Origin of the sequence: Martinezella dioscoreae, from assembly GCF_009176305.1 — a bacterium.
Taxonomy (GTDB): domain Bacteria; phylum Pseudomonadota; class Alphaproteobacteria; order Rhizobiales; family Rhizobiaceae; genus Rhizobium; species Rhizobium dioscoreae.
Genome location: NZ_BLAJ01000003.1, coordinates 174,806 through 188,019 on the forward strand (window position 1 = coordinate 174,806; position 13,214 = coordinate 188,019).

11 protein-coding genes are annotated in these 13,214 nt (G+C 58.9%); 3 read left to right on the forward strand and 8 right to left on the reverse strand.

Annotated features, from left to right (window positions below):
* Window positions 1–172 precede the first annotated feature (172 nt).
* Window positions 173–2,395: a RelA/SpoT family protein gene (locus tag GDN47_RS12695; protein ID WP_152093492.1), complete on the reverse strand. Its 2,223-nt coding sequence runs from the start codon at window positions 2,393–2,395 to the stop codon at window positions 173–175.
* Window positions 2,396–2,495: 100 nt separating this feature from the next.
* Complete coding sequence (rpoZ, locus tag GDN47_RS12700) at window positions 2,496–2,894, reverse strand: DNA-directed RNA polymerase subunit omega (RefSeq protein WP_069616142.1); 399 nt, start codon at window positions 2,892–2,894, stop codon at window positions 2,496–2,498.
* A 311-nt stretch (window positions 2,895–3,205) separates the two neighbouring features.
* On the opposite strand from rpoZ, the gene GDN47_RS12705 reads away from it, so the two are divergent.
* Window positions 3,206–3,790: a LabA-like NYN domain-containing protein gene (locus tag GDN47_RS12705; RefSeq protein WP_069616141.1), complete on the forward strand. Its 585-nt coding sequence runs from the start codon at window positions 3,206–3,208 to the stop codon at window positions 3,788–3,790.
* A gap of 299 nt (window positions 3,791–4,089) precedes the next feature.
* On the opposite strand, the gene smpB is transcribed toward GDN47_RS12705, so the two are convergent.
* Window positions 4,090–4,569, reverse strand: a complete 480-nt coding sequence (gene smpB, locus GDN47_RS12710; protein ID WP_069616140.1) for an SsrA-binding protein SmpB — start codon at window positions 4,567–4,569, stop codon at window positions 4,090–4,092.
* Window positions 4,570–4,697: 128 nt separating this feature from the next.
* Window positions 4,698–5,582: a 4-hydroxy-tetrahydrodipicolinate synthase gene (dapA, locus tag GDN47_RS12715; RefSeq protein WP_113333821.1), complete on the reverse strand. Its 885-nt coding sequence runs from the start codon at window positions 5,580–5,582 to the stop codon at window positions 4,698–4,700.
* Window positions 5,583–5,799: 217 nt separating this feature from the next.
* On the opposite strand from dapA, the gene GDN47_RS12720 reads away from it, so the two are divergent.
* Entirely contained in the window at window positions 5,800–7,851 is a 2,052-nt protein-coding gene (locus tag GDN47_RS12720; RefSeq protein WP_113333820.1) for a lytic transglycosylase domain-containing protein, read from the forward strand.
* Between the two features lie 126 nt (window positions 7,852–7,977).
* Window positions 7,978–8,871: an alpha/beta fold hydrolase gene (locus tag GDN47_RS12725; RefSeq protein ID WP_152093493.1), complete on the forward strand. Its 894-nt coding sequence runs from the start codon at window positions 7,978–7,980 to the stop codon at window positions 8,869–8,871.
* A 125-nt stretch (window positions 8,872–8,996) separates the two neighbouring features.
* Here the strand turns inward: GDN47_RS12725 and GDN47_RS12730 are convergent, their stop codons facing one another.
* The 4 genes from GDN47_RS12730 to GDN47_RS12745 all read right to left on the reverse strand — a co-directional run bounded on the left by GDN47_RS12730 (window position 8,997) and on the right by GDN47_RS12745 (window position 13,163).
* Window positions 8,997–10,064 carry a porin gene (locus tag GDN47_RS12730; RefSeq protein ID WP_112723018.1) on the reverse strand — a complete coding sequence of 356 codons (1,068 nt, stop codon included), beginning with the start codon at window positions 10,062–10,064 and terminating at the stop codon, window positions 8,997–8,999.
* Between the two features lie 447 nt (window positions 10,065–10,511).
* Entirely contained in the window at window positions 10,512–11,573 is a 1,062-nt protein-coding gene (locus tag GDN47_RS12735; RefSeq protein ID WP_113333818.1) for a porin, read from the reverse strand.
* A 541-nt stretch (window positions 11,574–12,114) separates the two neighbouring features.
* On the reverse strand, window positions 12,115–12,399 hold the full coding sequence (locus GDN47_RS12740; protein ID WP_233788696.1) for an Atu4866 domain-containing protein: 285 nt from the start codon (window positions 12,397–12,399) through the stop codon (window positions 12,115–12,117).
* A 35-nt stretch (window positions 12,400–12,434) separates the two neighbouring features.
* On the reverse strand, window positions 12,435–13,163 hold the full coding sequence (locus tag GDN47_RS12745) for an SDR family oxidoreductase (protein ID WP_152093494.1): 729 nt from the start codon (window positions 13,161–13,163) through the stop codon (window positions 12,435–12,437).
* Window positions 13,164–13,214: the final 51 nt, after the last annotated feature.

Here is a 13,214-nt window from a genome sequence, read left to right on the forward strand (position 1 = left end):
TCGTTTCTTCGACGATCAGAAGATAGGCCTGACAAAGGTTAATTACCACCGCTCTAAAATATACACAGCCATGCGTTCAATGCATATCTATCCAAAAAGACGCTCGAATTTGGTCATAAAATGATCACAAAATATGCAGCCTGCCTCGGATCGACAGCAATCCCGGCGGATCTCATTCGTAGAGGCGCTTTACTGTCGCGATGCAGTCGAGTTCCTTGAGCTGCACCAGAAGCTGGTTGAGCTGGCGCAGATCCCAGACTTCGACGTCGAGGGCCATTTCGGTGAAATCGGCTGCAACCCGAACGGTGTTGAGCACCCGGATATTGACGTCCACATCCGCCACGGTTTGCGCCACCTTCGCCAGGGTGCCCGGCTCATTGAGGGCATTGATCAGGATGCGGGCCGCAAAGCGGGACTTGTTGGCCTCGTCCAGATCCCAGCGCACATCGATCCAGCGCTCCGGCTCGTCATCGAACCGCTGCAGGACAGGCGACTGGATCGGATATATGGTGATGCCCTTACCTTTTTCCATGATGCCGACGATGCGGTCGCCGGGGACGGCGCCGGTTGGCGCGAAATGCACCTCAACATTCGAGGAGATGCCGCGGATCGGCGGCGCATCGAGATCGGCGCCGTCGGAAACCTCGGCCTTGTTCTTGCCGGGTATCTTGAAGATCATGCCGGAGGCGCTGCGAACGTTGAACCAGCCATCGTCGCCGGCAGGCTTCACGGTCACGCGTTCGTCCTGATGATCGGGATAGACGGCGCGCAAGACATCAAGCGAAGACATCTCCCCTCGCCCGACGGCGGCGATCGCGTCCTCGACGTCCTTCTGGCCGAGGCGGTGCAGGGCCGGCTTCAGGGCATCGCGCGAGAAGACCTTGCCGGCGCGCTCGAAGGTGCGCTCCAGAATGCGATGGCCAAGGCCGGCATATTGCTTGCGGATGGCAAGGCGGGTTGCGCGGCGAATGGCGGCGCGCGCCTTGCCGGTGACCACGATCTCTTCCCAGGCGGCCGGCGGCACCTGCACGCCCGAGCGGATGATCTCGACCTCATCGCCATTGTTCAGCCGAGTGACGAGCGGCATGATGCGGCCGTTGATCTTGGCGCCGACCGTGGTGTCACCGATATTGGTGTGGACGGCATAGGCAAAGTCGATCGGCGTCGCGCCGCGCGGCAGGGCGATCAGCTTGCCCTTGGGCGTGAAACAGAAGACCTGGTCCTGGAACAGTTCGAGCTTCGTGTGCTCTAGGAACTCTTCAGGGCTATCGCCCTCGGCCAACGCCTCGATCGTATGGCGCAGCCAGGAATAGGCGTTGCTTTCCCTCGACAGGAGCTCGCTATCGCCATTGGTGTTGGCGCCATCCTTATAAAGCGTGTGGGCGGCAATGCCGAATTCGGCGATCTCATGCATGCGCTTGGTGCGGATCTGCAGTTCGATGCGCTGGCTCGAAGGGCCGACGATCGTCGTGTGCAGCGAGCGGTAATCATTCTGCTTAGGCGTCGAGATATAATCCTTGAAGCGGCCGGGAACGACGCGCCAGCGGGTATGGACGATGCCGAGCGCCCGATAGCAGGAGGGAATATCGTCGACCAGAAGGCGGAAGCCGTAGACGTCGGAGAGCTGCTCGAAGGAGAGCGACTTCGACTGCATCTTGCGAAAGACCGAATAGGGCTTTTTCAGCCGGCCCTTGACCATGGCGTTGGCAAGGCCATTGGCGACGAGCAGATCGCGCAGCTCGGTCTCGATCTTCTTGACCAGGCCCTCGTTACGGCGCGACAGTTCCTCAAGGCGCTTGGTGACGGTATCATGCGCTTCGGGATTGATATGGCGGAAGGAAAGCTCCTCCAGCTCCTCGCGCATGTCCTGCATACCCATGCGGCCGGCAAGCGGCGCATAGATTTCCATCGTCTCCTCGGAAATGCGCGCGCGCTTTTCCGGCGACATGTGATCGAGCGTGCGCATATTGTGCAGGCGGTCGGCAAGCTTCACCAGAAGCACGCGCACATCGTCGGAAATGGCGAGCAGCAGTTTGCGCAGATTTTCGGCCTGCTTGGCCTTCTTGGTGACGAGATCCAGCTTCTTGATCTTCGTCAGACCCTCGACCAAGCGACCGATGTCTTCGCCGAACATCTCATCGATTTCGGCGCGCGTCGCCGTCGTATCCTCGATCGTGTCGTGGAGAAGAGCGACCGCGATGGTCGATTCATCCAGGCGCATATCCGTCAGGATCGCAGCAACTTCGAGAGGATGGGAAATATAGGGGTCGCCGCTGGCACGTTTCTGCTGGCCATGCTTCTGCATCGCATAAACATAGGCTTTGTTGAGGAGAGCTTCGTTGGCATCGGGCTTGTATTTCTGCACGCGCTCAACAAGCTCGTATTGCCGCATCATTCCAAAGCTACTCCAGCAAAAACAAAAGCGCGCCAGTCATATGACCGGCGCACGCATTTTCCCATCATATCGCTCCTGCCCGGAGCATCAAGATCGACGATCAGTAATCGTCGCTTTTTTCCGGCGGAACCAGACCTTCGATACCGGCCAGAAGCTCTTCTTCCGACATCTGATCGAACGTAACAGTTTCCGGCAGATCTTCCTCCTCGTCGCTGGAGGCGGAAGCGCCGGCGGCGAGCAGGCTTGCGGGATCGGGCTCAGGCTCATCCACTTCGACATGCTTCTGCAGCGAATGGATGAGATCTTCCTTGAGATCGTCCGGCGACAGCGTCTCGTCGGCGATTTCGCGCAGAGCAACAACAGGATTCTTGTCGTTGTCGCGATCGATGGTGATCGACGAGCCCTGCGAAATCAGGCGGGCGCGATGGCTGGCGAGCAGCACGAGCTCGAACCGGTTCTCTACTTTATCAATGCAATCTTCTACTGTGACACGGGCCATTGCCTGTCCTTTGCGGTCGTGATGTCGTCATCATGTCTCGGAGTAGCACGCCGATACAAGCAAACGATGGCAAATTCAAGTTTTTCCTGTTTCAGCGCCTTTGCACCCTTCCGGAAAGTGCTAAAATTCCCCCAGACAAACAACGATTTCTACCCTGGATTGCTTGGAATATCGCATTGCGTGCCCTAAATCTGGGTTATATGAATAATTCATAAAGTAATACGAATTATTCTGCAACGCCCTACAAGGCATTGTTTTAGCTTGTGTTTGAATGAAGTGATTACGTTTTTATAACAGTGGATATGTAAGAGATGTTTGACCCACGCGAAAAAATTGCACTCTTTATAGACGGCGCCAATCTCTACGCTGCATCCAAGAGCCTCGGCTTCGATATCGACTACCGGAAGCTCCTGAAAGCATTTCAGAAACGCGGCTATCTGCTGCGCGCTTATTATTACACCGCCCTCATCGAAGATCAGGAATATTCCTCCATCCGGCCGCTGATCGATTGGCTCGATTACAACGGCTACAAGGTGATTACCAAGCCGGCCAAGGAATTCACCGATTCCATGGGACGCCGAAAGATCAAGGGCAATATGGACATCGAGCTGGCGATTGACGCCATGGAGCAGTCCGAAACCGTCGATCATCTGGTGATCTTTTCCGGCGACGGCGATTTCACGACCCTCGTTGAAGCTCTCCAGCGTCGCGGACGCAAGGTATCGGTCATCTCGACCATGGCGACCCAGCCGCCGATGATCGCCGACGATCTGCGCCGCCAGGCCGATCATTTCATCGATCTCGTATCGCTGAAGGCCGAAATCGGCCGCGAGGCTTCCGAGCGTCCACAACGTCCCGCCGAACCGACACCGGCCGCTTCGGATGACGAAGAATAATTGGGACTGGCTGCATCTGACAGGTTCGCTGGCCGCCGGAGAGTAGTTGCGCGCAGCGGAAGCGTTTGTTGTTGCCGGGCAGTTGGCCCTTCGCTAGGGCATCATGATGCCTGCCGAAGGGGCGTTCGTCGCTGCAATCGACTGACGCGCAGCTGTGGTTGCGCAGGGATGGTTGTGGACGCCGGGAAGCGTTTCGTATTTGCCGCGACAGCCGGCCCTTCGCTAGGGCTCAGGGCGTTCGTCGCTGCAAACGATTCGCTGGATCGATTGCTCGGGCTTTGCCCGACCGCTCCTCACCCTCACCCATTGTCCTTGAGCAGGCGGCTCTTCTGCCTGTTCCAATCGCGCTCCTTCTCGGATTCGCGCTTGTCATGCAGCTTCTTGCCCTTGGCGAGGGCCAGTTCCAACTTGGCGCGGCCGCTGTCGTTGAAGTAGATTTTCAGCGGCACGAGCGTCATGCCTTCGCGATTGATGGCCGAGCGCAGCCGGCCGATTTCGCGGCTGGAAAGCAGCAGCTTGCGGCGGCGGCGCGGCTCGTGATTGAAGCGGTTCGCCTGCAGGTATTCCGGCAGATAGGAGTTGATCAGCCAGATCTCGCCATCCTCGTCCGAAGCGTAGGACTCTGCAATATTCGCCTTGCCTTCGCGCAGCGACTTGACCTCGGTGCCCTTCAGCACGAGCCCTGCTTCGTAAGTGTCGATGATCTCGTAGTTGAAGCGTGCCTTGCGGTTCTCCGCCACAATCTTCTTCACCACACGCTGGCTGCCTTTGGGTGCCATGATTCTTCTTCTTTTCTTGCGTCATTCCGGCAGCGGCCGAACGCGCGCCTGTCCCCTAAATAAGCGAGACCGCCCTCCTTGTGAAGAGAGCGGCCCGGCAGAGTTTCGGCAGCGCGCCTGTGACGCCGTTAGTTCAGGAGGCCGGCATGGCGCATGGCCGCGTCGATCGCTGCCTCAGTGCCCGGCTCCAGGGTCGACAGGAGCGGCGAGCGCACGTTGCGGCTCATGCGGCCAAGACGCGAAAGACCGTACTTGGCGCCGCAGAGACCGGGTTCAAGGAAGATCGCCTTGTGCAGAGGCATCAGGCGATCCTGATATTCGAGCGCCTTGGCATAGTCACCGCCAAGTGTGGCCGCCTGGAATTCGGCGCAAAGGCGCGGCGCGACATTGGCGGTGACCGAGATGCAGCCGACGCCGCCATGGGCATTGAAGCCGAGCGCCGTCGCATCCTCACCGGAAAGCTGGCGGAAATCGCGGCCGCAGCTGATGCGCTGTTCGGAGACGCGTTCGATCTTGCCGGTCGCATCCTTTACACCGACGATATTGGCGTAGGCCTTGGCGAGCGCGCCCATCGTCTCCGGCGTCATATCGACCACCGAGCGGCCGGGAATGTTGTAGATATAGATCGGCAACTTCACCGCTTCCGCGATCGCAGCGAAATGCGCGTAGAGGCCCTTCTGCGTCGGTTTGTTGTAATAGGGTGTCACGACCAGCACCGCATCGGCGCCGACCTTTTCGGCATGTTGCGCCAGCTCGATCGCCTCGCGCGTGTTGTTCGAGCCAGCGCCCGCCATCACCGGGACGCGCTTGTTGGCGATCTCGATGCAGAGCTCGACGACGCGCTTGTGTTCATCATGCGAGAGGGTGGGCGATTCACCCGTCGTTCCAACGGGCACCAGTCCCTTGCTGCCCTCTTTTATCTGCCAATCCACATGCGAGGCGAAGGATGCCTCGTCCACCTTGCCGGCGTCAGTAAAGGGCGTAACGAGAGCGGGAATGGATCCCTGGAACATGCAAGTCTCCTAGCGGCGCGGCATTCATGCTTCAGCCGCAATCCATGGTTATGAATCCGCGCACCATAAAGCGCCGGCTTGACGGCGACAAGCACGCTTTGAATGGTTAAGGGCAGTTTCCGATATCATAATTGATTGAAATTCGGACCACCGGTAAGGTTTCGTTAATATTGCATTTGGCAAATGGAAGGGGCCTGTTTGTTTTGTGAGTAGCCGGATGAAGAGACCTGTCATGATCTGGACCGCCGTGGGCTTGGCGGTCGCCTGGGGCGCGGTTGCCTCGCAACTTCCCGGCCAGCAGATACCGACGAGCGCCAACGCCTATGTCGCCATGGCGCCGGACCCCATGAGCACGGCCGCGATCCCGCGTGGCGGCACCATCGCGCCGGTGAGCGGAGACCTGAAGGCAGGCCTCGACGCCCTTTCCAACAAGAACCCGATGCAGGCGCTTGCCATCCGCAATGGCATGGGTGAAGGCACGCTCGATCGCCATATCCTGACCTGGGCAATTGCGACTTCGGGCCAACCAGGCATTCCCTCCGGCGAGATTGCCGCCGCCGCCCGCGAGCTTCAAGGCTGGCCGGGCCTCGGCAGCCTGCGCGCCAATTCCGAGCGGGCGCTCTACATAGAAAATCCGGCAACGGATCAAGTCCTTGCCGCCTTCGGCAGCTCGCAGCCGGAGACCGTGGAGGGCAGCATCATCCTCTCGCGTGCTCTTATGGCACGCGGCGCGTCGGCACAGGCCGGAAAGCTGATCCGCAAGATCTGGCGCGATGAGCCATTGGACAAGCCTCTCGAGGACAAGATCCTTGCGGAATTCCCCAGCCTGCTTTCGCCTGCCGATCACAAGGCGCGCATGGATTATCTGCTTTACCGCGACCGGACCGCGCAGGCCAAACGCTTCGGCGATCTCGGCAAAGCGCAATCGCTCTATAAGGCGTGGGCGGCGGTCAATGATCGCTCGCCGAAGGCCGATGCGCTGATCGCAGCCATCGACGCGCAATGGCGCAAGGACCCCGCCTATCTCTTCATGCGGATCGAAAACCTGCGTCGTCAGAACAAATATGACGATGCCGCCAATCTTCTGGCGCAAATGCCCAAAGACCGCAGCGTGCTTGTCAGCCCCGGCGCATGGTGGGCCGAGCAGCGCATCGTCAGCCGCGGCCTGGTGGATCAGGGTGAGTTCAAGGCCGCCTACCGCGTCGTCGATGCCAGCGTCGCAGAAAGCCCGCAGGATGTCGGCGAGGCCGAGTTCCATGCCGGCTGGTACGCTCTGCGCGGCCTGCAGGACGGTGCAAACGCGTCAGCCCATTTCCGCAAGATCCTGCAGGTCTCGAACGGCCCGATCTCGCAATCGCGCGGCTGGTATTGGCTCGGCCGTGCCGCCGAAGCGGGCGGACCGGGCAAGGCTGCCGATTTCTACGCGAAGGCCGCCTCCTATCCGAGCACCTTCTACGGCCAGCTTGCCGCCGAGAAGCTTGGCCGCCGCACCCTCAACGTCACCTATCCCTCGCCCTCGGCTACGGATCGCCAGCGCTTCCAGGGGCGTGAGGCGGTACAGGCGATTTCGCGGCTTGAGGCCGCAGGGCACGGATGGCGTGCCGATGCGCTCTATCGTGCGCTCGCGAAACAGCTGGATAGTCCCGGCGAAGTCGCCATGCTGGCTGCCCGCGCGGAGCGTTCCGGCAATCACCAGCTTTCGCTCCAGATCGGCAAGATCGCCTATGGGCGCGGCATCGACGTCGCTGCACTCGCCTTCCCGATCGGCGTCATTCCGGACAATGCGAATATTTCCGGCTCCGGCAAAGCGCTAGCCTATGCCATTGCCCGGCAGGAGAGCGCCTTCAATCCGGCCGCCGTTTCCTCTGCCAATGCCCGAGGCCTGCTGCAGCTGCTGCCGAAGACGGCAAAGGCGGTTGCCGGCCGGCACGGAATGGCCTTTTCGGCCGACAAGCTGACGCAGGATGCGGGCTACAATGCCACGCTTGGCGCTCATTACCTCGGCGAGCAGATCGACACCTTCGGCGGCTCCTACATTCTGACCTTCATCGCTTACAATGCAGGGCCGAACAAGGTGCCGGAATGGATCAGCCGCTATGGCGACCCGCGCGGCAAATCGCTCGACGATGTGATCGACTGGATCGAGCGCATCCCCTTCCCCGAGACCCGCAACTACGTGCAGCGCGTGATGGAAAACTATCAGGTCTACAAGGCCCGGCTGGGACAGAAGACCGACATCGTACACGATCTGGTTGACGGCCGCGGCTAAGCCCCATCACTATCGCAAAGCCGCCTCCCGGCCTTGCGCGATATGCTTCAGCCAGCAACCGCAGTTGTGAAGGCTACGGAAATGACGTTACATCCCTCGTAATAGCCAGAGCACGAGGAATGACGCATGCGCAGCGACGACGAAAGCGGTTTTCTTGTCAGAACGATCGCAGCGGAAGATGGCCTGAAGCTCCATGTGCGGGACTATGCCGGTCACGAGACGACCACGAAGGCCAGAACACCCGTCTTCTGTCTGCCCGGCCTGACGCGAAACTCGCGGGACTTTCATCAACTGGCGCTGCTTCTGTCACAGGACCCGATAGCCCCGCGCAGGGTGATCACGCTCGATGCCCGCGGGCGCGGGGCATCCGAATGGGATGAGGACAAATCCCACTACAATCTCATCGTGGAAGGGCAAGATGTCCTCGCGGTTTGCGCTGCGCTCGGGATTCATCAGGCCATCTTCATTGGCACCTCGCGCGGAGGCCTGGTCCTTCATATGCTAGCGGCCAGTCGGCCCGATATCCTCAAGGCGGTGATTCTCAACGATATCGGTCCAGTCCTCGAGAAGATCGGATTGGCGGATATCCGCGATTATCTCAACCGGGACAAGAAACCCGCCAATTGGGACGAGGTGATCGAGATCCTTCGGGAGAACCATGGCAGCGCCTTTGGCGCGCTTGACGAGGAGGATTGGCAGGACATGGCACGGGCGATCTATGCCTTTCGTGACGGCAAGCCGATTGCCGATTACGATCCCGCCATCGCAGCGCAGATGCAGGCACTCGACCTGAAGGCGCCGATTCCAGACCTCTGGCCGCAATTCCAAGCGTTTCAAGATATTCCGCTGATGGTGATTCGCGGGGAGAATTCGAAGCTTCTGACACAGACCACAACGGACGAGATGGCAAGCCGTCATCCGGGAACGGTCATCAAGATCGCGAGAGGACAAGGACATGCCCCGATTTTACATTTGGGCGATGTTCCGGATGCGATCCGGCATTTCATCTCGGGGTTTTAACAACAGGCACCCGCGCACTATTCGACGTCTGGCCAAAGCAAAAGGCCCGGTTGGGAGACCGGGCCTTTCCTCTTCCGATCGGAGGTCTGACCAGAAGATTTATCAAACTTGTTCGGCGAACCGAATTAGAAGGTGCGCTGGAAGCGGAGGATACCAGCCCAGGTATCCTTGTTGACGGCGTCGTAGTTGACGTAGGTCACTTCCGGCTCGATCAGCAGGTCCTTGACGGGGTTGAACTTGACGTTCGTCGTCGCAGCGAAAGTCTTCAGATCGTCGTAGGCGAGCTGCAGGTTCCACTTCAGCTTGTCGTTGATCGGAACGCCAACGCCGCCCCAGACAGCCCAGTCACCCCAACCGAGACCAGCACCGCCGGCGCCGGCATACTTGTTGAGCTTGTCGCCATCAGTGTTCCAGCCGCCCATAACGAAAGCGGTGAGAACGCCGAAGTCGGCATCGACGCGAGCCTTAACCGCGCCTTCTTCAACGATGGAGTCATAGCCGCCAACGACGCGGAACTGCCAGGCGCCGGCCTTGTAGCCAACACCGGCAACGACGTCCGGAGCGTAGTGGTCGGAGCTGTCTTCGCCGTTTGCACCGGTCGCGCCCGTGCCGGAATTGGAATCTTCCAGCGAGATCACAGCCGTGAAGCCGTTGCCGGCGTCATACTTGTAGGTGATCTGGTTCAGTTCGTCGGTGTTATTGATGCCGTATTCGATCACGTCGTCGTTGATGACGTCGCCGGCATAGCCGAGGAAGGTCGAGTAGACCGAATCGGCCTTACCGACGAGGAAACCACCCAGGCTGATATTAGCCCAAAGCAGCTTGGTCGTGGTGGCGTTGCCGTCATTCCAGTCCCAACGAACAACGGTATTGGTCTTCAGCGGGCCGTATTCGGTGTCGGTGGCAGTGTCGAGAGAGAGTTCGGCGCGGGTATGCCAGTAGGTACCACGGGCACCTGCGTCCTGGCCAGCCTTGTAGGCGTTGTACCAGCCGCCTTCGGTACGGACGCGGCCGCCGATCTTGAGGCAGGTTTCCGTGCCCGGGATGAAGAAGTAGCCAGCGCCATAGGCATCGCAGATGCGGACGTATTCCAGCGGCTCCGGCTCAGCAGCGACGATCGCGTCAGCAGCATGAGCACCGGATACTGCTGCCAGCGCAGCAGCGGAGCCGAGAAGAAGGCTCTTGATGTTCATAGTAACTCCAGTTCCAATATCGATTAGGTATGACAATTCACGCCGAGAAAATCGACGCGCCCTACCCCACCTGGTTTTAAAGTTGACCCCTGATCTGGGAGAACCAAGACGCTAAGTCTCGCTTCCGATTTGGAACCTACAGATCGTTTTTTTCAGAGCAATATCAGAGATAAACTATGAACAATTGTGACGGTGGTTTCAAACGCGTGCGTTGCACAAAAATCACGTCGCAAAACTGTCATACTGCCGACACGTTAGCAGCCGGAAACTACTTCAGATTACTTGAAAGAGATGCGCAACCACGAGTCGATCGCGCCGAAAAAGAGCATAGAGCGCTCTCAAGACTGAATTCTAATTGTCGATATTCTCAAATAAAGAAAGCCCAGCTATTCGCCGGGCTTTCCATCATCGTAGTGAACAATCTTAAATGACCGAGGTCAGATCAGATTAGAAGGTGCGCTCGAAGCGGAGGATACCAGCCCACTGGTCCTGATTGATGGAGTCCCAGTTGGTGTAGGAGACTTCCGGCTCGATGAGCAGGTTCTTGACCGGGTTCCACTTGACGTTCGTGGTAGCGGCAAAGATCTTCGAGTCGGTGTAGGCGAGCTGGAGGTTCCACTTCAGCTTTTCGTTGATCGGAACGCCAACGCCGCCCCAGACAGCCCAGTCACCCCAGCCGATACCGGCAGCATCGCCAGCGCCGTTCGAACCAGCGTACTTGTTGAGCTTGTCGCCATCGGTGTTCCAGCCGCCCATCAAGAAGGCCGAGAATGCGCCGAAGTCGGCGTCAACACGAGCCTTAACGGCGCCTTCTTCGACGATCGAGTCGTAACCGCCGACGACCTTGAAGCCCCATGCGCCAGCCTTGTAGCCAACACCTGCGACAACGTCAGGAGCGTAGTGGTCGGAGCTGTCTTCGCCGTTGGAACCGGTCGCGCCCGTGCCGGAATTGGAATCTTCCAGCGAGATCACAGCCGTGAAGCCGTTGCCGGCGTCGTAGTTGTAGGTGATCTGGTTCAGTTCGTACGGGCCGTCATAGACCACGTCGTCGTTGATGACGTCGCCGGCATAACCGGTGAAGACGTTGAACTGCGAGTCCGTCTTACCAACCGTGAAGCCGCCGAGGCTGATGTAAGCCCACAGCAGGTTGGTCTTGGTGGCGTTGCCGTCGTTCCAGTCCCAACGGATGATGGTTTCCGTCTTCAGCGGACCGTATTCGGTGTCGGTCGCGGTGTTGACGTTCAACTCAGCGCGGGTATGCCAGAGAGTACCCAGACGAGAGTTCGGGTTGTAGGCGTCGTACCACTGACCTTCGGTACGAACCTTACCGCCGATCTTGAGGCAGGTTTCCGTGCCCGGGATGAAGAAGTAACCAGCACCGAATGCATCGCAGATACGGACGTATTCGAGCGGCTCCGGCTCAGCAGCGACGATAGCGTCAGCCGCATGAGCACCGGAAACTGCTACGAGTGCAGCAGCGGAGCCGAGAAGAAGGCTCTTGATGTTCATATTGACCTCCAGTCAAAGTTTTATCTCGAGAATGAAAACTACCCGAAGGTATTCCCTGTCCCATCCTCGTGTTTCAAGAAGTGGACGATCAATCGCCCTCGCTTCCGAGAGTGAAAATACAAGACGTGCACTGTCACGCAATCGACATTTTCGCGGAACAGGGGATTTGCGTAAGCCTTCCGCAAGTCCTGTTGCCGAAAGGACACAAGTCAGCAACACGGCGGCCGCAATTATTTATACTTCATTAAGAAACTCCTTAATCTACCGGCACTTACGCGCGCAGTGAAAATGGTCCCCGCTGATTGGAAAAAGGCATTCGAATGGCCTTTCCATGGCTAACCGGCGGATTTTGCTAGGTTTGGTAAGCTCTATATGACGCTTGCCTCGCCGACCCACCCGGGATCGACAGCCACTGGCGGGTCTGGCCCTCGTCCCAAAACGACGCAAGGACAGAGTGATTCCTTGAAATGGCCGATTCGACTGCGACGTGTAGGCATTGAGCAAGGCCAAGCCGCCAATGACCAGATATCGCCCTACATCGTCATTTCCTTCGATAGAGGATCATTCCGGCGTGATGAAGCACACCATCGATGAAATCGCCATCGGCGGTGAAACCGGTATCGTCCCAATAGTCGATATGATCGCCCGTCACCACGTAGCGCCCCTGATAGGCACGCTCACGGCTTCCCCGCGCTTCGATATATCGGCCATTTGGCAGGAGTTCATGACGGATATGATTGTCGGCCGTCGTCCACATGCCGACGTAAGCATGTATCGGTGTCTTCATTTCGATTCGATCCTCGGAAAGGGCAGGCAGCGGGAACACGACGCCGGACAGGGTGAGAGCAAAGAGAGCGCGAATCAATGTGCCGCCCGCGTCGGGCGAACGACGATCTCATTGACATCGACATCATCGGGCTGCTCGACGGCGAAGCGTACCGCGCGACCGATGGCATCGGGCGTTAGCGCGACGGCCCGATAGGACTTCATCGCTTCGGCGGCCACCGGGTCGGTGATCGTCTCGGCCAGCTCGCTCTCGACGACGCCCGGATGGATGCAGGTGACCCGGATATCGCGGCATTCCTGGCGCAGCCCGTCGGAGATTGCCCGAACGGCATATTTGGTCGCGCAATAGACGGCGGCGGTCGGAGAGACCGCCAGCGCGCCGATCGAAGCGATATTGATGATGTGGCCGGTGCCGCGTGCCGCCATTTCCGGCAGCACCGCCGCAATGCCGTGAAGCACGCCCTTGATATTGACGTCGACCATTCTGTCCCATTCCTCGACTTTCATCGAAGCCATCAAGGAAAGCGGCATGATGCCGGCATTGTTGACGATCACATCGACGCGTCCCCAGGCCAGGCGTGCCGCCTCAGCAAAGGCAGCTACGTCAGCCCTGTCGGTGACGTCGAGCCGGCGGGTCATGACCGTGCCGCCCATTTCTCGAATCTCGGCCGCCAATGTTTCCAATCTATCGATGCGCCTGGCGCCCAACATGACCCTTGCGCCGGCGGAAGCGAGTTCGCGGGCGATGCCCGCACCGATGCCGCTGGAGGCACCCGTGATGAGAATGACTTTATCGATAGGCATACGATCACTCCTTGCTATGCGAACGGTTCTCTCCTGGAACCGCTACAGGGA

Coding starts and splice junctions, on each gene's coding strand:
- GDN47_RS12745 (WP_152093494.1), bottom strand. CDS start 13,163: ATGCCTATCGATAAAGTCATTCTCATCACGGGTGCCTCCAGCGGCATC.
- GDN47_RS12705 (WP_069616141.1), top strand. CDS start 3,206: ATGTTTGACCCACGCGAAAAAATTGCACTCTTTATAGACGGCGCCAAT.
- rpoZ (WP_069616142.1), bottom strand. CDS start 2,894: ATGGCCCGTGTCACAGTAGAAGATTGCATTGATAAAGTAGAGAACCGG.
- GDN47_RS12695 (WP_152093492.1), bottom strand. CDS start 2,395: ATGATGCGGCAATACGAGCTTGTTGAGCGCGTGCAGAAATACAAGCCC.
- GDN47_RS12730 (WP_112723018.1), bottom strand. CDS start 10,064: ATGAACATCAAGAGCCTTCTTCTCGGCTCCGCTGCTGCGCTGGCAGCA.
- GDN47_RS12720 (WP_113333820.1), top strand. CDS start 5,800: ATGAAGAGACCTGTCATGATCTGGACCGCCGTGGGCTTGGCGGTCGCC.
- GDN47_RS12725 (WP_152093493.1), top strand. CDS start 7,978: ATGCGCAGCGACGACGAAAGCGGTTTTCTTGTCAGAACGATCGCAGCG.
- GDN47_RS12735 (WP_113333818.1), bottom strand. CDS start 11,573: ATGAACATCAAGAGCCTTCTTCTCGGCTCCGCTGCTGCACTCGTAGCA.
- smpB (WP_069616140.1), bottom strand. CDS start 4,569: ATGGCACCCAAAGGCAGCCAGCGTGTGGTGAAGAAGATTGTGGCGGAG.
- dapA (WP_113333821.1), bottom strand. CDS start 5,582: ATGTTCCAGGGATCCATTCCCGCTCTCGTTACGCCCTTTACTGACGCC.